This window comes from Streptomyces sp. NPDC056231, assembly GCF_048270745.1.
Taxonomy (GTDB): Bacteria; Actinomycetota; Actinomycetes; order Streptomycetales; family Streptomycetaceae; genus Streptomyces.
Genome location: NZ_JBLVKW010000026.1, coordinates 15,882 through 36,790, shown reverse-complemented (window position 1 = coordinate 36,790; position 20,909 = coordinate 15,882). Strand labels below are relative to the sequence as shown.

The following is a 20,909-nucleotide window of genomic DNA, read 5'->3' as shown; positions in this document are numbered from 1 at the left end:
GGTGAAACAGGTTGTGCAGAACTACAAGAGCGGCGAGCTGGCGGTGCTCGACGTGCCGGTGCCGGGGTGCAAGCCGGGCGGTGTGCTGGTCCGCAGCACCTACTCGCTGATCTCCACCGGGACCGAGCTCATGAAGGTGTCCGAGGCCGGCATGTCGATGCTGGGCAAGGCCCGCTCCCGGCCGGACCAGGTCGCCAAGGTCATGCAGAGCGTGGCCACCAACGGGGTGCCCGCCACTTACCGCAAAGTGATGGGCAAGCTGGACTCCTACACGCCGCTGGGCTACTCGCTGTGCGGGGTGGTCGAGCAGGTCGGCACCGGGATTGACGACGTTGCGGTCGGCGACCTCGTGGCCTGCGCCGGCAATGAGCACGCGTTGCATGCCGAGCTGAACTGGGTGCCGAAGAACCTCTACGCCCGGGTGCCGGACGGCCTCGCGCCGCGGCACGCGGCCTTCGGCACCGTCGGGTCGATCGCGATGCAGGGCGTCCGCCGCGGCGAGCCTCAACTCGGCGATGTGGCGCTGGTCATCGGCCTCGGGCTGATCGGGCAGCTGGTGGTGCAGCTCCTTGCGGCCTCAGGGGTCCGCGTCGTCGGAGTCGACCCCGACCCGGTGCGCTGCGAGCTCGCCGAGCGCCTGGGTGCTGCGGCCTGCGGCGATCCCGCGTCCGCGGCCGTGGAAGCCGTCGTCGCCGAACTCACCGGCGGTCACGGCGTGGACCAGGTGTACCTGGCCGCCGGCGGCGGCAGCAACCAGCCCGTCGACTTGGCCGCCCGGCTCTGCCGGGACCGCGGCCGGGTCGTCGACATCGGCAAGTGCCGCCTGGACCTGCCGTGGAACGCGTACTACGAGAAGGAGCTCGACGTCCGGTTCTCCCGCAGTTACGGCCCCGGGCGCTACGACCCGGAGTACGAGCTCGAGGGGCGGGACTACCCGATCGGCTACGTGCGCTGGACCGAGCGCCGCAACCTGGCGTGTTTCCTCGATCTCCTCGCCCGGGGCAGCGTCGACGTGGAGCCCCTGGTCTCCCACATCGCCGACTTCGATGACGCCGTCGAGACGTACCAGCGCCTGAAGGACGGCGACCTCAAGGCCGTGGCTGTGCTGTTCCGGTACCCCGAACACGCGGGGGAACCGGAGGCCCCGGCGGTGGCCGTGCCCGCGGTGCGACGCAGCGGCGGAACGCCCACCCCAGCCCGGTCCGCCAAGACGCCGGTGCGCCTCGCGTTCGTCGGCGCGGGAAACTACGCGACGTCGATGCTGCTGCCGCACCTGGCACAACGCGACGGTGTCGAGTTGTCCACGGTCGTCACCACGACGGCGCTGTCCGCGGCCAACGCAAAGCGGAAGTTCGGCTTCGCCGAGGCGACCACCGATCTCGACGCCGTGCTCGGCGACAAGTCCATCGACGCGGTGTTCGTCGTCACCCGGCACAGCTCGCACGCCGAACTGACCCGAAGGGCGCTGCTGGCCGGCAAGACGGTGTTCGTGGAGAAGCCGTTGGCGCTCACCGAGGACGAGCTGGCCGGTGTGCTCGCGGCGGTGGAGGAGTCCGGCAACGACCGGCTGCAGGTGGGCTTCAACCGTCGGTTCGCGCCGCTGTTGCAGGAGGCCAGGAAGCGGTTCGGCGCCCGGACCGGTCCGGCGAGCCTCCGCTACCTGGTCAACGCGGGCCGGCTGCAGCACGGCAGCTGGTACCTCCAACAGGGCACCGAGGGCTCGCGCTTCGCCGGTGAGGGTGGACACTTCATCGACACGGCGAGCTGGCTGCTCGATGCCGACCCGGTCTCGGTGTACGCGGTCGCCACGTCCGGCAACGAGGACCTGCAGGTCGTGTTGCACTACCCGGACGGGTCCACCGCCACCATCAGCTACGTCACCACCGGCGCGCCCAGCTTCCCCAAGGAGACGCTGGACCTCGTCGCGTACAACAAAGTGCTGCGGCTCGACGACTTCGTCCGTGCCTCGGTGTACGGCCGCAAGCGGTGGGTCAGTTCGCGGCTGCCCAAGGCCCGGGACAAGGGCCAGTCCGCCGAGCTGGCCGCGTTCATCAAGGCTGTGCGGACCGGCGGGCCGATGCCGGTGCCGCTGGAGTCGCTGGCCGCCACCACAGCGGCCACCCTCGCCGTACAGGCCGGCCTGGCCTGCGGCGCGCCGGTGACGTTGGAGAGGCCGCGATGACCATGAGCGCGGGCTGGTACCTGCGGCGCCTTTCCCGGATGGGGCCGCAGGAGGTCGGCGGCCGGGTGGGCGACGCAGTGCGCAGACGGCGGTGGCGGTCGGCGCGGCCGGACTGCCCGAGCGTGACGGGCGCCCGGTTCACCGCGGTCCTGCCTGCCGGGACGATCGCCGCAGTACCTCCGGACGCGGCGAAACGGCTCATCGCCGAGGCGGACCGGCTGATGTACGGGCACGCCGAATATTTCGGGGTGGTCCGCGACGACCTGGCCGACCCGGACTGGTGGTGCGACCCGAAGACCGGGCGCCGGGCTCCGTCGGGCTACGCCTTCGACGTGCCGTACCGGAACGAGGACGCGGTCGGGGACATCAAGCAGATCTGGGAGCTGTCCCGGCATCAGTACCTCACCGTGCTCGCCGCCGCCTACGCGATCACCGGGGACGAGCGGTACGCCGAGCGAGTGGCCGCGCACCTGCGGTCGTGGTGGGCGGCCAATCGACCGCTGCGCGGGGTGCACTGGATCAGCGGCATCGAGCTGGGCATCCGGCTGCTGTCCTGGGTGTGGATTCGCCGGCTGCTCGACGGCTGGCCGGGCGCGGCCGGGCTGTTCGAGGGCAACCCGGTGGCGGTGAAGCAGATCTGGCACCACCAGCGCTGGCTGGCCGCCTTCCCCAGCCGGGGGTCTTCGGCGAACAACCACGTCATCGCCGAGGCCGCCGGGCAGTTCGCCGCAGCCTGCGCGTTCGGGTGGTTCCCCTCCTCGGCGCGTTGGCGAGCCGACGCGCTGCGGTCGCTGGAGCGGCATCTGCGCGGCAACACCTTCGACTCGGGCCTCAACCGCGAGCTGGCCACCGAGTATCACGGACTGGTGCTGGAGCTCGGCCTGGCCGCGGTGGCCGAGGCGGATGCCGCAGGCAGGCCGGTCCCCGCGTCGATCCGGCTGGTGCTGCTGCGGATGACCGACGCGCTCGCGGCCATCGTGGACAGCCGGCTACGGCCGCCGCGCCAGGGGGACGCGGACGACGGGCACGGGCTGGTCGTGGACGGCGCGGGCACCGACCGCTGGGCCTCGCTGCTGGCTACCGGGAACGCGGTGTTCGGTCGGCTCGACTGGTGGCCGGCGGTGACCGGCACCGATGTGCGCACCCCGCTGCTGGCCGCGCTCATCCGGCCCACCGCACCGGCCGTGTCCCGCCCGGCAAGCCGACCGGCCCATTTCGCCGACGCGGGCATGACCATCCTGCGTGGCCCGGCGGAGATCTGGTGCCGCTGCGACGGTGGTCCGCACGGATTCCTGTCCATCGCCGCGCATGCGCACGCGGACGCGCTGTCCGTGGAGGTCCGGCACGACGGGGTCGACGTGCTCGCCGACCCGGGGACGTTCTGCTACCACGGGCAGCCCGAGTGGCGGCAGTACTTCCGGTCGACCCTCGGCCACAACACCCTGCAACTGGATGGCGGTGACCAGTCCGTCTCCGGCGGCCCGTTCCTGTGGACCCGGCATGCCCGCAGCAACGTCCTGGTCGCGGACACATCCGGCGCCTCCGACGGGGGGACGGTCCGATGGTGCGCCGAGCACGACGGTTACCAGCGCTCCGTGCACCGCCGCCAGGTGGATCTGACGGCCGCGAGCCAGGAGCTGAGGGTGGTTGACGAGGTGCGCGGCCCGCGCCGGGCCGTGCACCTGGCGTTCCACCTCGGCCCGGCGATCGCCGCGGACCTGGTGGGGAACCGGGCAGTGCTCACCTGGACCCGGGACGGCGAGGACCGCTCCGCGGCGCTCGACCTGCCCGGGCAGCTGTGCTGGCGGGCGCATCGCGGCGAGAGTGACCCGCCGCTGGGCTGGTACTCCGCCGGCTTCGGGCGCAAGGAACCCACCACCACGCTGGTCGGCACCGGCTTCGCCGACGGCGCGGAGGGGTTCACCACCGTACTCAGGTTCCGCGGCTAGGGGTGCGCATGGGGATCAAGAGGAAGCACTGGGCGTTGGCGGCGGTACCGCCGGCGCTGGCCCTGCTGGCGGCGCCCGGCTGTGAGAGCACGCCGGGCGCCGGGGCAAAGCCGGCCGCTGCGCCATCCACGCCCGTGGTCCGGGTGTGCGCCAAGCCCGCGGCCGGGCCGGCGAGGGCGCCGGCGGGCGCGGTGACCGTCGACCCCGCGGTGGTCGGTGACCTGGCAGCGAAGACCAAGAGCAGCCCCCCGAACACCACGTTCTGGCTTCGACCGGGCAAACACAGGCTCGACCCGGACCGCTACGCCCAGGTCATCCCCAAGGAGGGGAACCGCTACCTCGGTGCGCCGGGCGCGGTGCTCGACGGCCGGAAGAAGAACCAGTACGCGTTCGGCGGTACAGCCCGCAGCGTCACCATCCGCTACCTGACCGTGCAACGTTTCGTGGCGCCGCCCGACGAGGGCGTGGTCAACCATGACTCGGCCGACGAGTGGGTGATCGAGCACGCGACGATCCAGCACAACTCCGGCGCCGGGCTGATGGCCGGTGCCCGCCAGCGGGTCCGCGCCAGCTGCCTGCGCGACAACGGTCAGTACGGCATGAACGCGTACAAGGCCACCGGCCGTATCAGCGGCCTGGTGGTCGAAGGCAACGAGATCGTGGGCAACAACACCGACGACTGGGAGCAGCGGCGGAAGGGCTGCGGCTGCACCGGAGGCATCAAGTTCTGGGCCGTCAACGGCGCCGACGTACGCGGCAACTGGGTGCACGACAACCGCGGAACCGGGTTGTGGGCGGACACCAACAACAACGACTTCCGCATCGAGGACAACGTGCTCGAGGAAAACGACGGTGCCGCGCTGATCTACGAGACCAGCTACAACGCGGTCATCCGGAAGAACACGATCCGGCGGAATAACTGGGTCGAGGGCCGCAAGTACGCCGAGCATGGCGACAACTTCCCGTTCGCAACCATCTACGTGTCCGAGTCCGGCGGCGAACCACGGATCCCAGCCCGCACGGACAAGATCGAGATCTATCGGAACGTGCTGGAGAACAACTGGTCCGGGATTACTCTGTGGGAAAACGCCGACCGGTTCTGCAACAGCCCGGCCAATACCTCGTCCGGTGACTGCACGTTGCTGGTGAAGAACACCGACCGCTGCGCAGAGCCGGCGATCGCCACCGCACCGCTCTACGCCGACTGCCGGTGGAAGACCCAGCGGGTGGACATCCACGGCAACCGCTTCGTGCTGGACAAATCCGACGTCGACTGCACGGTGAAGTGCGACCGAATGGCAGTGCTGGCCAACTACGGCACCTATCCGGACTGGTCGCCGTACCAGGGCGAGCGAGTGGCCGAGGCGATCACCAGCAAGCAGCACAACCGCTGGCACGACAACGTCTACCTCGGACCATGGAAATTCGTCGCCCACGACCCGAGCCGGATCCTCAACTCCGGGCAGTGGCAGGGCGCGCCGTACCAGCAGGACGCGGGCAGCACCTTCCGCGCAGGGGACGGTGATTGAGATGAGCACGGACCACACACCGAAGATCGTCGGTACAGTCTGGGGGCTGCTGATCCTCAACACGCTCGGCTCCGCCGGGGCGAAGACCATCATTCCACTGCCCCGCTCCCTCATCCAGATGGTCACCATGGGCTCGCTGGTCGCCGCGTTCTCGCTGGTGCTCGCAGTCAATCTCCGGCTGCGCATCCGAGCCAGCGCCTTCGTGTTCCTGCTCACCCTGCTGCTGGTGCTGAGCGTGATCTCCAGCGCGAACCTGGAGTCCGGGTTCGGCGCGCTGTTCCGCTGCGCCCGGCTGGCTCTCTTCGTCGGCACGCTGTGGCTGCTCAGCCGCTGGTGGGACGGCGGCCTGACGTTCGTCCGGCACCACATCCGGATGTACTTCGCGGTGCTCGGGTCGGTGGCCGCCGGCCTGGTCATCTCACCGGGCGCGGCCATGCCCGAGACTTACGGCGGGCGGCTGGTCGGCGCGTTGTGGCCGCTCACCCCGCCGCAGATCGGACAGTACGCCGCGGTGATCATCGGGCTTACCGTGCTGCTCGTTCTGGGCCGCCGGACCGACAAGGCCAGCGCGGCGGTGGTCATCGTGCCGTCACTCGTCCTGCTCGCGCTGACCCATACCCGGACGGCCACGGTCGGCCTGCTCATCGGGCTGGTGCTGGCGATCGGCTCGCTCGTCCTGACCAGCGCCGCCGCCCGCCGGTTCTTCGCCTGGGCGGTGCTGGTGTCCGCGGTGGCGGCGGTGGGGTTCGCCTCCGCGCTGCAGGCATGGTTCCTGCGCGGACAGAGCCAGGAGTACTTCACCAGCCTCACCGGTCGGGCAAAGGTCTGGCACGCCCTGCTGACAGCACCCCGGACGACCTCGGAGTACCTGTTCGGCGCGGGCCTGGGCGACAAGTCGTTCGGCGGGCTGCCGATCGACAACAGCTGGCTGGCCGTTTACAACGAGCAGGGTATGACCGGCGTGGCCTTGGTGGCGGCGATCATCATCGTGTTGGGCGGCGTCGCGTTGCTGCGGCCACCGTCGCTGTCGAGAGCCTGCGCGATCTTCCTGATCAGCTACTGCGCGATCGCGTCGTACACCGAGGCCGGGCTGGGCGACGCCTCGCCGTATCTGCTGCATCTGGCGGTGGCCGCTTCACTGCTGGCGGCACCTGCCGCGGCCACTCCCCTCTCGACGCCCGAAATCCCTCGACGACGCGTCCCGCGATCGGCCCAGAGATCGGAGGTGACCTGAGCATGCACGTCCTCGTGGTGCACAACCGCTACGCCTCGGCGCAGCCGAGCGGGGAGAACAAGGTCGTCGACCAGGAGGTGGCACTGCTGCGCGGGGCCGGCCACCGGGTCGAAGTGTTCGAGCGGCGCAGCGACGACATCGCTGCCCGATCCCTGCTGAGCAAGGTCGCGGTACCGCTGCTGGTGCCGTGGAACCCGGCGGTCCGCGCGGAGCTCTCCGCCCGGCTTCGCACCGAGCGGCCGGACGTGGTGCACGTCCACAACGTCTTCCCGCTTCTGTCGCCGGCGGTGCTGGCCGCCTGCGCTGACGCCGGCGTGCCCGCCGTCGCCACGCTGCACAACTACACCCAGGTCTGCCCGCCCGGCACGCTGCAGCGGGACGGCCGGCCGTGCACCGAGTGCGTCGGGTCCGCTCCGCTGCCCGCCGTCCGGCACGGCTGCTACCGGAACTCCCGGCTGGCTACGGTGCCGCTCGCGGTCAGCATGTCGGTCAACCGACGGCGGTGGTGGTCCGGCGTGGAGCGGTTCTTCTGCATCTCCGCGGCGCAGCGCGACGTCCTGGTGCGGGCCGGCATGCCGGCCGAGCGACTGGCGTTGAAGCACAACTTCGTGCCCGACCCGGGCGCCTTGCGTTCGGGCGCGGGCGAGCATCTGCTCTATCTCGGCCGGCTCGCGGAGGCCAAGGGCGTGCGGCTGCTCATGGCCGCCTGGGACGAACTCGCCGCCGACGGCGGGGTGGGCGTCCCCCTCGTGATCGCCGGTACGGGGCCGCTGGAGCCGGAGGTGACCGCCTGGGCCGCGGACCGGGACGACGTCCGCTACGTCGGCCTGTACGACCAGGCGGAGTGCCGGCAGGCGATCGCGCGGTCGATCGCCGTGGTGGCTCCCTCGACGTGGCTGGAGGCGTTCGGCCTGGTGGTCGTGGAGGCGATGGCGGCGGGGGTCCCGGCCGTCGCCGCCGGTCACGGCGCCTTCGTCGAACTCGTCGAGGACGGGGCGACCGGGCTGCTGCACCGGCCGGGCGAGCCCGCCTCGCTCGCGTCCTGCCTGCGCCGGATCACGGCCGAACAGGACCGCAACCGGGAGATGGGCCAGGCGGCCCGTCGCCGTTACGAGCAGCACTTCAGCCCGGCCGTCGGGCTGGAGCGCCTGGTGGAGGAATACCGCACCGCGATCGCGGGTCGGTCCGGCGGCGGGGACAGCCCGCCGCCGGTAGGGAACGGAAACGCTGGCTCGCGGCGGGGCACCCGCGCGAGCAGAGATGGGAGCAGTAAATGACACGATGCCGACTCTGCGGCTCGGCGGCGATGGGGAGCGTCGTCGATCTGGGGGCGACCCCGCCGTGTGAGAGCTTTCTCGCCGCGGACCAACTGGACCAGCCGGAACCGGCGTACCCGCTGCACCTGCGGGTCTGCACGGACTGCTGGCTCGCGCAGATCCCTCCGCTGATCAAGCCGGAGGAGACGTTCACGGAGTACGCGTACTTCTCCTCCTTCTCGACCTCCTGGGTGGAGCACGCGCGCACGTTCGTCGACGACGCCGTACAGCGGCTGGGTCTCGGCCCCGACGCCTTCGTGGTCGAGGTCGCGAGCAACGACGGGTACCTGTTGAGGCATGTGGTGGACCGCGGGATCCGCTGCCTCGGCATCGAGCCCTCGGTGAACGTCGGCGCCGCGGCGCGGGACGCGGGTGTGCCCACGCTCACGGAGTTCCTGTCCCCGGACACCGGCTCGGCCGTCCGCGCCGAGCACGGCCCGGCGGACCTGGTCGTGGCCAACAACGTGTACGCGCACATCCCCGACGTGGTCGGGTTCACCCAGGGGCTGCGCGCCCTGGTCGCCGACGACGGCTGGGTCTCCATCGAGGTGCAGCACCTGCTGACCCTGATCGAGGAGAACCAGTACGACACGATCTACCACGAGCACTTCCAGTACTACACGGTCGCGTCCGCGATCCGGGCGCTGGCGAGCGGCGGACTCGCGCTCGTGGACGTCGAGTTGCTGCCCACGCACGGCGGATCCATCCGGCTGTGGGCCCGGCCGGCCGAGGTGGCCGGCGAGCCGACCGATGGGGTATCCCCTGCTCGAGCGGAGTCGAGAGCTTGGGGAAGGGTGGCCGACGTGCTGGACCGGGAGAAGGCCGCCGGGCTGCAGGAGCTGTCCGGGTACACCGAGTTCTCCGCTCGGGTGGCCAAGGTGCGCCGGGACCTCCTGCGGTTCCTCATCGAGGCGGCCGAGCGCGGCGAGACGGTCGTCGGCTACGGCGCCCCGGGCAAGGGCAACACCCTGCTCAACCACTGCGGCATCCGGCCCGACCTGCTCCCGTACACGGTCGACCGCAACCCCTACAAGCACGGCCGGTTCACGCCGGGCACCCGCATCCCGATCCTGGCACCCGAGCGGATCGCCGCCGACAAGCCGGACTACGTCCTGGTCCTTCCGTGGAACCTGCGGGCCGAGCTGACCGAGCAGTTGTCCTTCGTACACGAATGGGGCGGCCGACTCGTGTTTCCCATTCCGGAACTGAGCATTGTCGAGGTCAAGCGATGAAGGTCGTCCTGTTCTGCGGCGGTTACGGGATGCGTATGCGCAACGGAGCCTCCGACGACGTGCCGAAGCCGATGGCGATGGTCGGCCCGCGGCCGCTGATCTGGCACGTCATGCGCTACTACGCACACTTCGGACACACGGAGTTCATCCTGTGCCTCGGGTACGGGGCTCACCACATCAAGGACTTCTTCCTCAACTACGAGGAGACGACGTCCAACGACTTCGTGCTGCGGGGCGGGCGGGCCGAGCTGCTGTCCACCGACATCGCCGACTGGACGATCACGTTCGCGCAGACCGGCATCGAGTCACCGATCGGGGAGCGGCTGCGACGGGTGCGGCACCACCTGGACGGCGACGAGATGTTCCTCGCCAACTACGCCGACGTGCTCACCGACGCCCCGCTGCCGGAGATGATCGACCGGTTCGCCCGGCGCGACGCCGGTGCGTCGATGATGGTGGTGCCGCCGCAGTCCTCGTTCCACTGCGTGGAACTGGGCGAGGACGGCCTGGTGGGAGGCATCACCGCGGTGAGTGACATGCCGCTGTGGGAGAACGGCGGCTACTTCGTGCTCCGCCAGGAGGTCTTCGACCACATCCCGGAGAACGGGGACCTGGTCGCTGACGGTTGCGCCCAACTGGCCAAGCGCGGACGGCTGGTGGCGCACCAGCACCGCGGCTTCTGGAAGCCGACCGACACCGTGAAGGAGCGGGCCGCGCTCGACGACGCCTTCGCGCGGGGCGACCGCCCGTGGGCCGTGTGGGAGCACGGCGACACAGGGGCGGGCGTGCCCAAGAGCCGGGCCGGCGCCGGGGCGGGCACCGCGTGATCCGGCTCGGGGCCGGGCGCCTGAACAGAATCGTCGCGGTGGGCGCGCACTGCGACGACATCGCCATCGGCGCCGGCGGCACGCTGCTGACGCTGTGCCGCGCGCATCCGGGCCTCCGAGTCGACGCGCTGGTGCTCAGCGGCGGCGGCAGCGAGCGGGAACAGGAGGAGCGGGCCGCGCTCGCCGCCTTCTGCCCGGGCGCCGACCTCGGGCTGACCGTGCACAAGCTGCCGGACGGCCGGCTGCCCGCGCACTGGGACGAGGCCAAGGGCACGGTCGAGGAGCTGCGCGCGACCACGGAGCCGGATCTCGTCCTCGCCCCGCGCACCGACGACGCGCACCAGGACCACCGCGGTCTGGCCAAGCTCATGACCACCGCGTTCCGCGACCACCTCGTGCTCGGCTACGAGATCGTCAAGTGGGACGGCGATCTCGGCCGTCCGGCGGCGTACCAGCCGCTGGCACCGGAGATCGCCGAGGAGAAGGGGCGGCTGCTGCAGGAGCACTACCCCTCGCAGCAGCACCGGCCCTGGTACGACCGGGAGGCCTTCCTCGGGCTGGCCCGGATCCGCGGTATCGAAAGCAACGCGCGCTACGCCGAGGCGTTCGCCGTCACCAAACTCACTCTCGACCTGGGGGAATGAACCTTGCGCGTACTACTGACCGGGCACCAGGGCTACCTGGGCACCGTCATGGCCCCGGTCCTCGCGGCCGCCGGGCACGAGGTCGTCGGTCTTGACGCCGGCCTGTTCGCCGACTGCGTGCTGGGCCCGACGCCCGCGGACCCGCCGACGCGGCGGGTGGACCTGCGCGACGTGACGGCCGAACACGTGGCCGGGGTGGACGCCGTGATCCACCTGGCCGCGCTGTCCAACGACCCGCTGGGATCGCTGGCGCCGGAGCTCACCTACGACATCAACCACCACGCGTCCGTGCGGCTGGCCCGGCTGGCCCGCGACGCCGGAGTGCGGCGCTTCCTGTACGCATCGACCTGCTCGGTCTACGGCGCCGCCGGGGGCGACGAGCTGGTGGCCGAGGACGCCCCGCTGCGGCCGGTGACGCCGTACGCGGAGTCCAAGGTGCGGGTGGAGGACGACCTGCACGAGCTCTGCGACGGCGACTTCAGTCCGGTGTTCATGCGCAACGCCACCGCCTTCGGCTACTCGCCCCGGCTGCGCGCCGACATCGTGCTGAACAGCCTGGTGGGGCACGCCCTTCTGTCCGGCGAAGTCCTTGTGCTCTCCGACGGCACCCCTTGGCGCCCGCTGGTGCACGCCGCCGACATCGCGCGGGCCTTCGCGGCCGCGCTGGTCGCGCCGCGCGAGGCGGTGCACGACCGGGCGTTCAACATCGGCAGCGAGATCAACAACGCCACGGTCGCCGAGATCGCCGAGCAGGTCGCCGAGGCGGTGTCCGGCGCCAAGGTGGTGATCACCGGGGAGAACGGCGCCGACCCGCGGTCGTACCGGGTGGACTTCTCCCGGTTCCGCGCCGCGGTGCCCGGCTTCGACTGCGAGTGGACGGTCAAGCAGGGCGCGCTCGAACTCGCCGACGCCTACCGCAAGCACGGGCTGAACCGGGAGGACTTCGAGCGACGCTTCACCCGGCTGGCCGTGCTGCGCGCGGCGTCCGACGCCGGCGCCGTCGACGACACCCTGCGGTGGCGCCGATGACCGCGGCCGGCGAAGAGATGCACGCGCTGGTGGAGCGGTTGTACCCGCTGTGCCGGAGCATCACCGGCGACGGTGTGCGCGCCACCCTGGAGATCGTCGGCGAGTACATCCCTCTGCAGGTGAACGAGGTGCCGACCGGGACTCAAGTGCTCGACTGGACGGTGCCGCAGGAGTGGAACATCCGGGACGCGTACATCGCCGACCCCGCCGGCAACCGGGTCGTCGACTTCGCCGCGTCCAGCCTGCACGTGCTCGGCTACAGCGTGCCGGTGTCGGCGACCATGCCGCTGTCCGAGCTGCGCGCGCACCTGCACACCCTGCCGGACCACCCGGCCTGGGTGCCGTACCGCACCAGCTACTACACGCCGGAATGGGGGTTCTGCCTGGCCCAGAAGACCTTGGACGCGCTACCGGACGGCGAGTACGAGGTGCGCATCGACTCCACGCTCACGGACGGCCACCTCACCTACGCCGAGCACGTGGTCCCCGGGCAGGTCACCGACGAGGTGATCGTCTCCTGCCACGTCTGCCACCCGTCGCTGGCCAACGACAACCTGGCCGGCATCGCGGTGGCCACATTCCTGGCCCGAGCGCTGGCGCAGGAAACGCCGTACTACACCTACCGGTTCATCTACGCGCCCGGCACCATCGGGGCGATCACCTGGCTAGCCCGCAACGCGGAGCGGGTGAATGGGGTATCCCCTGCTCGATCGGAGCCGAGAGCTGGGGGAAGGGTCAAGCACGGCCTTGTGCTGGCCTGCGCCGGCGACCCGGGCCAACTGACGTACAAACAGAGCAGACGCGGCAACGCGGAGATCGACCGGGTGATGCGGCATGTGCTGGAAGCCTCCGAACGCCCGCACCACGTCGCCGAGTTCACTCCGTACGGCTACGACGAGCGGCAGTTCTGCTCGCCCGGGTTCGATCTCGGTGTGGGCTCGCTCAGCCGGACCCCGTACGCCGGCTACCCCGAGTACCACACCTCGGCGGACAACCTGGACTTCGTCTCCCCGGAGGCGATGGCCGACACGCTCGCCCTCTGCCGCGAGGCATTCGCCCTCCTTGACCGCAACCGGCGGTACGTCAACCTCAGCCCCTACGGCGAGCCGCAGCTGGGCCGGCGCGGGTTGTACGACGCTCTCGGCGGCCGCAGCGACACCAAGCAGGCCCAGATGGCCATGCTGTGGGTGCTCAACCTCTCCGACGGCGAGCACAGTCTGCTGGACGTCGCCGAGCGGTCCGGGCTGCCGTTCGACACCGTCGCCGCCGCGGCCGGTGCCCTGCGCGACGCCGACCTGATCAAGACGTGACGCCGATGACCATCGAGGGGGAGAAGACGAGGGCACCGGCCGGGTCCGCCAAGCGGGCCCTCGTCGGCCGGCTGTCCTGGGGACTGGCCGACCAGGCCGCCTCCAGCGTGAGCAACTTCGCGGTGGGCATCTACGTGGCCCGCTCGCTGGGGGTGACCGCGTTCGGCGTGTTCAGCCTCGCCTGGGTGACGTACGGCGTGGTGCTCAACGTCTCCCGCGGGCTGGCCACCGATCCGCTCACGGTGCGCTTCAGCGGCCCGCCCGGCGCGGCTTGGCGCGGGGCGGTGGGCCGCTCGACGGGCACCGCGCTCGGCGTCGGCGGCGTCCTCGGCGCGGTGTGTCTGGTGGCCGGGCTCGGCCTCGGCGGCCGGATCGGGCCCGCGTTCGCCGCCCTCGGTGTCATGCTGCCGGGGCTGCTGCTCCAGGACGCCTGGCGGTACTCGTTCTTCGCCGCGGGCACCGGGCGGAAGGCGTTCCTCAACGACGTCGTGTGGGGTGTCGCGCTCGTCCCGGCCATGGTGGTGGCCGCCCGCGTCGGCACCGTGGCCGCCTTCGTGCTCGCCTGGGGCGCGTCCGCCACGGTGGCCGCGGGGTACGGCTGCGTCCAGTCCGGCATCCGGCCCCGGATGGCCGAGGCGCGCGGGTGGCTGCGCGAGCAGCGCGATCTCGGCTACCGGTACCTGGTCGAGAACGTCAGCCTCAGTGGCGCGAGCCAGTTGCGGGCGTACGGGCTCGGCGTGATCGTCGGGGTCGGCGCGGTGGGTGCGGTGCGGGGCGCCGAGCTCCTGCTCGGCCCGTTCCTGGCCGTGCTCATGGGGCTTTCACTGGTCACCGTCCCGGAGGCGGCACGGGTACTGCGGCAGGCCCCGCACCAACTGGGCAGGTTCTGCCTGCTCCTCGGCGGGGGGCAGGCTGTCGGCGCGCTGCTCTGGGGCTCGGCGCTTCTGCTGGTGCCCGGCCGGCTCGGCGAGATGGTGCTCGGCGACGTCTGGCACTCCGCCTCCCAGCTCATCGTGCCGATCAGCCTCGGCGTCGCCGGCGCGGGCCTCGGCACCGGCGCGGCGGCCGGGCTGCGCGCGCTCGGCGCGGCCCGGCGCAGCCTGCGCTGCCAGTTGTTCGCCTCCGCCTGCTACGTCGGCGGCGGGCTCGGCGGCGCGGCCGCCGGCGGCGCGGTCGGCTCGGCCTGGGGGGCCGCCGCCGCGACCGTCAGCGGCTCGGCCGTGTGGTGGCTGCAACTGCGGTCCGCCCTGCGCGAGCACGCTCAAGCACCGATCCGCGAAGTGAGGACGTCATGACCGCGCAACCCAGGCTGAGCATCGGCCTGCCCGTGTACAACGGCGAGGAGTACTTGGCCGAGTCGCTCGACGCCCTGCTCGGCCAGACCTGCGAGGACTTCGAGCTGGTCATCTCCGACAACGCCTCGACCGACGGGACCCAGGACATCTGCCGCCGGTACGCCGCGAAGGACTCGCGCATCCGGTACCTCCGGCTGCCCCGGAACATCGGCGCCGCGCCGAACCACAATTACGTGTTCACCGAGTGCCGCGGCGAACTGTTCAAATGGGCCTCGCACGACGACCTGTACGCCCGGGACCTGCTGCGGCGCTGCGTTCAGGCGCTGGACGAGCGGCCGGACGTGATCCTCGCGCACAGCGGCCAGGCGGTCATCGACGGCGAGGGCCAGGTGAAGGTCCCGTACGAGTACGGGCTCGCCACCGACTCGCCCAACGCGCCGGAGCGTTTCCGCAGTCTGCTGTTCGAGCCCGGTGGCGACGACTTCTACGGGGTGATGCGGGCCGACGTGCTGCGCCGGGTGAAGCCGCACGACAGCTACCACCACGCGGACCGCACGTTCGTCGCCGAGATCACCCTGCACGGGCCCTTCCACCAAGTGCCCGAGCTGCTGTACTTCCGGCGCGACCATCCCACCCGCGCCGAGCGGGCGAACCCGTCCAAGCGCTCCCGGTGCGTCAATCTGGACCCGCGCCGGGCCGGTCTGCTGCACCCGACGCCCCGGCTGCTTGCCGAGTACGTGTGGGGCTTCGTCGCGGCGATCCGGCGGGCGCCGTTGTCCCCGGCCGACCGGCGCGCCTGTTACAAGCACCTGGCCGCGTGGATGACCAGCCGGGTCCGGCCGGGCGCCGGCGAGCGGGTCGAGGACCGCGCCCCGGTCGACCCGGACCGGCTCACCGTCTCCGTCGACGCCCTGGTCGCCGGCCGTGAGGGGAGGCGGGCATGACGGCCGCGGACGGAACTCCGGTGCGCATCGGGGTGTTCGGTCTGCTCGGCTCCGGCAACCTCGGCAACGACGGGTCGCTGGAGGCCGTGCTCGGGTACCTGAGGCGGCGGCACCCGGAGGCGGCCGTGGACGCGCTGTGCGGCGGGCCCGAGGCTGTGACGGCCCGGTTCGGGATCCCCGCGACGCGGCTGCACTGGTACCGCGGGGAGTACCGGACCGCGTCACGTGCGAGCGCGATCGTGGGCAAGGGGCTGGGCAAACTCGTCGACGTCTTCCGCACCGCTGCCTGGGTGCGCCGGCACGACGTGGTGATCGTCCCGGGCATGGGCGTCCTGGAGGCCACGCTGCCGCTGCGGCCGTGGGGCTTCCCGTACTCGCTGTTCCTGCTCTGCGCGACCGGCCGGCTGTTCGGCACCGGAGTCGCGCTGGTCGGCGTCGGGGCCGCCGCGATCGGCAACCGGCCGACCCGAACCCTCGTGCGCTGGTCGGCGCGGCTGGCCGGCTACCGGTCGTACCGGGACGCCCTGTCCCGCGACGCGATGCGGGCGATGGGCGTGGACACCACGCGAGACGAGGTCTACCCGGACCTCGCCTTCGCCCTGCCGACGCCGCGGGCGAGCGCGCCTTCGGACCCGCCGGGCCCGGTCGCCGTCGGTGTCATGGCCTTCCACGGCGGCAACGACGACCGCGCCCGGGCCGAGGAGATCCACCGGCGCTACCTCGACGGGACGATCCGGTTCGTCCGCGCGCTGGTCGAGGACGGCAGGCCGGTCCGGCTGCTCACCGGCGACACGTGCGACGCGCCGGTGGTCGCCGCGATCCTCGACGCGGTGGACTCGCCGCTGGTCACCGCTGCCGAGGCGGCCTCGCTGGCCGACCTGATGAACGAGACGGCGGCTGCCGACACCGTGGTGGCGACCCGGTACCACAACCTGATCTGCGCGCTGAAGGTCGGCACGCCGACGCTCGCACTCAGCTACGCGGCGAAGAGCGACGCGCTCATGGCTCATATGGGGCTTGAGGCGTACTGCCACCCCGCGCGCGAGGTCGACGCCGACCGGCTGCTCGAGCAGTTCCGGGAGCTGGAGAAGAGGTCGGCCGAGCTGCGGCAGACCCTCACCGAGCGGAACCTGGCCGCCGTCCAGCGACTCGAGCACCAGTTCAACTCCTTGACCGCGGCCCTGTTCCCTGCGGCCGACCACGCCCACGCCCAGCGGGAGACGTCATGAAAGCGACCGAAGTACCGGAGATCACCGGCGCGTACCTGTTCGAGCCGACGCCCTACGCCGACGAACGCGGCTTCTTCTGCCGCACCTTCGACGCCGACGTGGTCCGCTCGGTGGGCCTCGACCCGGACTCCTTCATCCAGGACAGCCTGTCCCGCTCGGTCCGGGGCGTGCTGCGCGGCCTGCACCTGCGCTCCGGCGCCGGCGAGGCCAAGCTGGTGCGGTGCTCGTACGGAAAGATCTTCGACGTCGTCGTGGACCTGCGGCCCGACTCGCCGACCTACCGCAACCTGGCCTCCTTCGAGCTGTCCGACGAGACGCAGAAGACCCTGTACATCCCGGCAGGTTGCGCGCACGGCTTCCAGGCCCTGACCGAGACCACCGACACCTCCTACCGGATCGACCGCCCGCACGATCCCGCCGAGGACGTGACGATCGCCTTCGACGACCCGGAACTCGCCATCCCCTGGCCGCTACCGGTCACATCGATGTCCCAGCGGGACCGGGAGGCACCAAGCCTCGCCAAGGTCCTCAAACACCAAGAAAGTTGAGGCCGACGTGCCAACCGAAGACACCCAAGAACTCCTCCTGCCCCGCTCGCGGGCCGCCAACGAACGGCTGCACGCCATGATCCCCGGAGGCGCACACACCTACGCCAAGGGCGACGACCAGTACCCCGAGAACCTGGCCCCGGTCATCAGCCACGGCCGCGGTGCCCACGTGTGGGACATCGACGGCAACCGCTACGTCGAGTACGGCTCCGGCCTGCGGTCGGTCAGCCTCGGCCACGCCCACCCACGCGTGATCGAGGCGGTGCGGCGGGAACTCGACCGCGGCAGCAACTTCGTACGGCCGTCCATCGTGGAGGTCGAGGCCGCGGAACGCTTCCTGGCCACGGTGCCGACCGCCGAGATGGTGAAGTTCGCGAAGAACGGCTCCGACGTCACCACCGCCGCAGTGCGACTCGCCCGCGCCGTCACCGGGCGCCCGCGGGTGGCCATCTGCGGCAACCATCCGTTCTTCTCCGTCGATGACTGGTTCATCGGCACCACGCCGATGTCCGCCGGTATTCCGGCGGCGACCACCGATCTCACCGTGGCGTTCCCTTACGGGGACCTGGCCGCCACGGAGGAGCTGCTAACCCGGTACCAGGACGAGGTCGCCTGTCTGATCCTCGAACCTGCCGGTCACACCGAGCCTTCCCCAAGCTCTCAACTTCGTTCGAGCAGGGAAGACCCCACTCCCGGGTACCTCGCCGGCCTGCGCAAGCTGGCCGACCGGCACGGCTGCCTACTGATCTTCGATGAGATGATCACCGGCCTGCGCTGGTCCGAGGCGGGCGCCCAGGGCCTGTACGGCGTCGTCCCCGACCTCTCCACGTTCGGCAAGGCACTGGGCAACGGGTTCGCCATCTCCGCGCTGGCCGGGCGCCGCGATCTGATGGAGCGGGGCGGGCTGCGTCACTCCGGCGACCGGGTGTTCCTGCTGTCCACCACGCACGGTGCGGAAACGCACTCGCTGGCCGCCGCGATGGCCGTGCTCACCACCTACGTCGAAGAGGGCGTCACCGCGCGGCTCCACACCCTCGGCGAGCGGTTGGCCGCCGGTGTCCGCGACGCCGCGGCGGGCATGGGCGTCGGCGACCACATCGTCGTCAAAGGCCGGGCCAGCAACCTGGTCTTCGCCACCCTCGACGAGAACCGGCAGCCGTCGCAGCAGTACCGCACCCTGTTCCTGCGCAGGCTCCTCGCGGGCGGGGTGCTGGCCCCGTCGTTCGTGGTGAGCAGCGCGCTCAGCGACGCCGACATCGATCACACCGTCGCCGTGGTGGCCCAGGCGTGTGCGGTGTACCGGAAGGCACTGGACGCCGCAGATCCCACCCCCTGGCTGGCCGGACGACCGGTGAAGCCCGTATTCCGCCGCCTGGCGTGACGTGACGTCAGCGACGCTCCCGCCGACCGGCGTCGGCCATCCCATCGACCAGCCGGTCAGCCATCCGGTCGACCAGCCACGCGGTCGCCGGAATCACCGCCAGCGCGGTGCACCAGCCGCCGAGGACGTCGGTCGGGTAGTGCGCGCCCAGGGCGACCTGCGCCCAGCCCATGGCGGCGCCGGCAACCAGCGCCGCGGCGAGGACGAGTAACGTGCCGGCCGTCCTGCCGAGGCCGAGCAGGCCGGTCGCGAGCAGCGCCACCACGAGGGCGAGCCCGGTGAGGAAGGCGGTGTGCCCGCTCGGGTAGGACAGGTTGTCGCCGTGGATGGTGCGGCCCACCAGGTGCTTCAGTAGAGTCGCCGCCCCCACGGCCATGGCGACGCCGGCAACGATGAGCACCGCTGCGCGAGGAAGCCGAAGCAGCAGGCAGCCCGTCACGGTGGCCACGACCAGCGTCGCCGCTCCCATGGGCTCCCCCAAGAAGTTCATGGCCAGGGCGATGTTCCGCCACGGCGACCGCACACCGTCCGCCGCCGACTGGATCCACACGTCCACGCTGCCGGGCTCGCTGTGGCCGGCGTACAGGACCCCGAGCACGACGACCACCAGCGCGGCGAGGGCCGCGATCAGCCCGAGCCACGCGCGCAGCGATGGGGGCAGCACCGCGGGCGCCGGCCGGCCGGTCACATTCCCACCGCGTCCGGTCGACCTGCGATGGTTTGCCGTGACCGGTGGATGGTGTTCCGGGTCTTGACTTCTTGAGGCAGGGTGAAGGTGCGGCCCTTCATCGGACCGGTGGGCAGCCATGAATCAGCGCCTTCCTGTTTCCGACCGCGCCCCACGACGGCGGGGCGTTGTTCCCGGACGACTCCGGTGACCGTAAGTCCGGGCACGCCACGGCCTATGTGTCCCGTCAGTACCCCGGCTCCCGCGGGCAGATCCGAAACGGCATGGTCGCGACCACCACCGCGCGGGCCGATGAGCGCGTGCACTACCCGCCGCACACCGTGGCAGACCATCCCGACAGATGCGATGCACCTCCCCGCGTCGGGACCTACGCCATGTCGCCCCCGCCGCTACCGCGATGCCGCGCCCACGAGAACTGACAATACAATGCGGTCGCGGCAAACCGCCGTTGGATAGTCCGCGGGTCAAAGCTCCGCGAATTTTGGTTCCGGATCACCTCGTCGGCCACTGCCTCACATCCCCACCCGTGAACTGGCCTTGCTCACCAACGGCCACGAATGTCCCGTCGGAAAGCGACGGAACTCAGTGGGCGGGAACCGGCTCGGACGACGGCTGCCACTCCCGCCTGATCAGCCCGTAGACCCACGAGTCAGAGACCTCGCCGTTGACGACACAGTCTTCCCGCAGCGTCCCTTCACGCACGAAGCCGAGCTTCTCCAGCACGCGGGCAGAAGCCACGTTGCGCGTATCGGTCTCAGCTTGGACGCGATTGAGGTCCAGCGTGTCGAATGCCCACCGCAGCAGAACGCGCGCGGCCTCGGTCGCGTAGCCGTGGCCCCACGCTGCATCATCGAAGCAGTAGCCAAGCGACGCGCTGCGGTATTCCGGATTCCACCTGTTCAGGCTGCACCAGCCGATGAACGCCCCGTCGGAGACACGATCTACGGCCAGCCGCGCCCCGGTGCCCTCCTGTGCCATCTGCCGGCAAGCCGTGATGAACTTCTCCGCTCGCACGCGTTCGCTCCACGGTGGCGCGTCCCAGTAGCGCAGCACGTAGGCGCTGCTGTGCAACGCGAAGAGGTCGTTCGCATCCGCGTCCTCGAAGGCGCGCAGTCGAAGGCGCGCGGTGTGCAACGAGGGGGTGAGCAGCGACGTCCTCATGTTCCCTCCCCTGATCGGTGGCCGATCAATCAGACATCCGATGTGGGTCACTCGCAACGGGTTTTCTCGGCGGGCTGGCAGACGTGTCCGCTCATCGGCGCGACCGAGCGCCCCAGAGGGCGTAGCCGGACGCCCGTGGACGGTCGACAACCTGTGCCAGGCGGGACCGTGAGCTCGGAGCAGGCGACTGCGGCCATTCGCACCCGGATGAAACCGCCGGCGCCCTGATATGCCTTGTCGGCCCAGCACTTGCGGCCGGCCAAGGTGAGTACCTCGACGATGCCGTGGGTGCGGGCGACGGTCAGGTCGTGGGTGGAGCCAGGCAATGCGGGTGAGGCCCACAGCAGCCGCCCGAAGGGATCGGTGAGGCGGCGCGACCCGACGAGAAGGCAAACGCTGTGGGGCACGTGC

General features: G+C 71.1%; 18 protein-coding genes and 1 pseudogene. 16 read left to right on the top strand and 3 right to left on the bottom strand.

The window, feature by feature from the left end:
* Window position 1: 1 nt before the first annotated feature.
* The 15 genes from ACNPQM_RS20895 to ACNPQM_RS20825 are packed head-to-tail and all read left to right on the top strand — an operon-like array spanning window position 2 to window position 18,649.
* Complete coding sequence (locus ACNPQM_RS20895; RefSeq protein WP_418085216.1) at window positions 2-2,182, top strand: bi-domain-containing oxidoreductase; 2,181 nt, start codon at window positions 2-4, stop codon at window positions 2,180-2,182.
* A complete protein-coding gene (locus ACNPQM_RS20890; protein WP_418085215.1) occupies window positions 2,179-4,131 on the top strand; it encodes an alginate lyase family protein in 1,953 nt (650 codons plus the stop codon). The genes ACNPQM_RS20895 and ACNPQM_RS20890 overlap by 4 nt, the downstream gene beginning before the upstream one ends.
* Window positions 4,132-4,139: 8 nt before the next feature.
* Window positions 4,140-5,660, top strand: coding sequence for a right-handed parallel beta-helix repeat-containing protein (locus ACNPQM_RS20885; RefSeq protein WP_418085214.1), 1,521 nt, complete (start codon window positions 4,140-4,142; stop codon window positions 5,658-5,660).
* A 1-nt stretch (window position 5,661) separates the two neighbouring features.
* Window positions 5,662-6,894, top strand: a complete 1,233-nt coding sequence (locus tag ACNPQM_RS20880; RefSeq protein WP_418085213.1) for an O-antigen ligase domain-containing protein — start codon at window positions 5,662-5,664, stop codon at window positions 6,892-6,894.
* 2 nt (window positions 6,895-6,896) lie between these two features.
* On the top strand, window positions 6,897-8,171 hold the full coding sequence (locus tag ACNPQM_RS20875; RefSeq protein WP_418085212.1) for a glycosyltransferase: 1,275 nt from the start codon (window positions 6,897-6,899) through the stop codon (window positions 8,169-8,171).
* Window positions 8,168-9,442, top strand: coding sequence for a class I SAM-dependent methyltransferase (locus ACNPQM_RS20870; protein WP_358859128.1), 1,275 nt, complete (start codon window positions 8,168-8,170; stop codon window positions 9,440-9,442). Before ACNPQM_RS20875 ends, ACNPQM_RS20870 begins: the two co-directional genes overlap by 4 nt.
* On the top strand, window positions 9,439-10,269 hold the full coding sequence (locus tag ACNPQM_RS20865; RefSeq protein WP_358859127.1) for a glucose-1-phosphate cytidylyltransferase: 831 nt from the start codon (window positions 9,439-9,441) through the stop codon (window positions 10,267-10,269). Before ACNPQM_RS20870 ends, ACNPQM_RS20865 begins: the two co-directional genes overlap by 4 nt.
* Window positions 10,266-10,913, top strand: a complete 648-nt coding sequence (locus ACNPQM_RS20860; RefSeq protein WP_418085211.1) for a PIG-L deacetylase family protein — start codon at window positions 10,266-10,268, stop codon at window positions 10,911-10,913. Before ACNPQM_RS20865 ends, ACNPQM_RS20860 begins: the two co-directional genes overlap by 4 nt.
* 3 nt (window positions 10,914-10,916) lie before the next feature.
* Entirely contained in the window at window positions 10,917-11,942 is a 1,026-nt protein-coding gene (locus tag ACNPQM_RS20855; RefSeq protein WP_376345359.1) for an NAD-dependent epimerase/dehydratase family protein, read from the top strand.
* Window positions 11,930-13,252 carry a DUF4910 domain-containing protein gene (locus ACNPQM_RS20850; RefSeq protein ID WP_418085210.1) on the top strand — a complete coding sequence of 441 codons (1,323 nt, stop codon included), beginning with the start codon at window positions 11,930-11,932 and terminating at the stop codon, window positions 13,250-13,252. The genes ACNPQM_RS20855 and ACNPQM_RS20850 overlap by 13 nt, the downstream gene beginning before the upstream one ends.
* 5 nt (window positions 13,253-13,257) lie before the next feature.
* Window positions 13,258-14,547 carry a hypothetical protein gene (locus ACNPQM_RS20845; protein WP_418085270.1) on the top strand — a complete coding sequence of 430 codons (1,290 nt, stop codon included), beginning with the start codon at window positions 13,258-13,260 and terminating at the stop codon, window positions 14,545-14,547.
* Window positions 14,544-15,491 (top strand): glycosyltransferase family 2 protein, encoded by a 948-nt coding sequence (locus tag ACNPQM_RS20840; RefSeq protein WP_418085209.1) that lies wholly within the window; start codon window positions 14,544-14,546, stop codon window positions 15,489-15,491. Before ACNPQM_RS20845 ends, ACNPQM_RS20840 begins: the two co-directional genes overlap by 4 nt.
* Window positions 15,488-16,720, top strand: coding sequence for a polysaccharide pyruvyl transferase family protein (locus ACNPQM_RS20835; protein ID WP_418085208.1), 1,233 nt, complete (start codon window positions 15,488-15,490; stop codon window positions 16,718-16,720). The genes ACNPQM_RS20840 and ACNPQM_RS20835 overlap by 4 nt, the downstream gene beginning before the upstream one ends.
* Window positions 16,717-17,268, top strand: coding sequence for a dTDP-4-dehydrorhamnose 3,5-epimerase (gene rfbC / locus ACNPQM_RS20830; protein WP_376345352.1), 552 nt, complete (start codon window positions 16,717-16,719; stop codon window positions 17,266-17,268). Before ACNPQM_RS20835 ends, rfbC begins: the two co-directional genes overlap by 4 nt.
* A gap of 7 nt (window positions 17,269-17,275) precedes the next feature.
* The gene (locus tag ACNPQM_RS20825; protein ID WP_418085207.1) at window positions 17,276-18,649 is read left to right on the top strand and encodes a glutamate-1-semialdehyde 2,1-aminomutase; all 1,374 of its coding nucleotides are present in this window, start codon (window positions 17,276-17,278) and stop codon (window positions 18,647-18,649) included.
* A gap of 7 nt (window positions 18,650-18,656) precedes the next feature.
* Here ACNPQM_RS20825 and ACNPQM_RS20820 read toward each other — a convergent pair whose 3' ends face one another.
* On the bottom strand, window positions 18,657-19,337 hold the full coding sequence (locus ACNPQM_RS20820) for a phosphatase PAP2 family protein (protein ID WP_418085206.1): 681 nt from the start codon (window positions 19,335-19,337) through the stop codon (window positions 18,657-18,659).
* A 167-nt stretch (window positions 19,338-19,504) separates the two neighbouring features.
* Here ACNPQM_RS20820 and ACNPQM_RS20815 point away from each other — a divergent pair, with 167 nt between their 5' ends.
* Window positions 19,505-19,756 carry a hypothetical protein gene (locus tag ACNPQM_RS20815; RefSeq protein ID WP_418085205.1) on the top strand — a complete coding sequence of 84 codons (252 nt, stop codon included), beginning with the start codon at window positions 19,505-19,507 and terminating at the stop codon, window positions 19,754-19,756.
* Window positions 19,757-19,919: 163 nt separating this feature from the next.
* Here ACNPQM_RS20815 and ACNPQM_RS20810 read toward each other — a convergent pair whose 3' ends face one another.
* Window positions 19,920-20,498 carry a GNAT family N-acetyltransferase gene (locus ACNPQM_RS20810; RefSeq protein WP_418085204.1) on the bottom strand — a complete coding sequence of 193 codons (579 nt, stop codon included), beginning with the start codon at window positions 20,496-20,498 and terminating at the stop codon, window positions 19,920-19,922.
* A gap of 200 nt (window positions 20,499-20,698) precedes the next feature.
* Window positions 20,699-20,860, bottom strand: a pseudogene (locus ACNPQM_RS20805) (transposase family protein); the annotation flags it as partial.
* Between the last annotated feature and the right edge of the window lie 49 nt (window positions 20,861-20,909).

What these genes read in the sequence shown, in the direction of transcription:
- rfbC (WP_376345352.1), top strand. Translation starts at nt 16,717, where the DNA reads ATGAAAGCGACCGAAGTACCGGAGATCACCGGCGCGTACCTGTTCGAG.
- ACNPQM_RS20880 (WP_418085213.1), top strand. Translation starts at nt 5,662, where the DNA reads ATGAGCACGGACCACACACCGAAGATCGTCGGTACAGTCTGGGGGCTG.
- ACNPQM_RS20870 (WP_358859128.1), top strand. Translation starts at nt 8,168, where the DNA reads ATGACACGATGCCGACTCTGCGGCTCGGCGGCGATGGGGAGCGTCGTC.
- ACNPQM_RS20890 (WP_418085215.1), top strand. Translation starts at nt 2,179, where the DNA reads ATGACCATGAGCGCGGGCTGGTACCTGCGGCGCCTTTCCCGGATGGGG.
- ACNPQM_RS20835 (WP_418085208.1), top strand. Translation starts at nt 15,488, where the DNA reads ATGACGGCCGCGGACGGAACTCCGGTGCGCATCGGGGTGTTCGGTCTG.
- ACNPQM_RS20810 (WP_418085204.1), bottom strand. Translation starts at nt 20,498, where the DNA reads ATGAGGACGTCGCTGCTCACCCCCTCGTTGCACACCGCGCGCCTTCGA.
- ACNPQM_RS20875 (WP_418085212.1), top strand. Translation starts at nt 6,897, where the DNA reads ATGCACGTCCTCGTGGTGCACAACCGCTACGCCTCGGCGCAGCCGAGC.
- ACNPQM_RS20845 (WP_418085270.1), top strand. Translation starts at nt 13,258, where the DNA reads ATGACCATCGAGGGGGAGAAGACGAGGGCACCGGCCGGGTCCGCCAAG.
- ACNPQM_RS20840 (WP_418085209.1), top strand. Translation starts at nt 14,544, where the DNA reads ATGACCGCGCAACCCAGGCTGAGCATCGGCCTGCCCGTGTACAACGGC.
- ACNPQM_RS20865 (WP_358859127.1), top strand. Translation starts at nt 9,439, where the DNA reads ATGAAGGTCGTCCTGTTCTGCGGCGGTTACGGGATGCGTATGCGCAAC.
- ACNPQM_RS20885 (WP_418085214.1), top strand. Translation starts at nt 4,140, where the DNA reads ATGGGGATCAAGAGGAAGCACTGGGCGTTGGCGGCGGTACCGCCGGCG.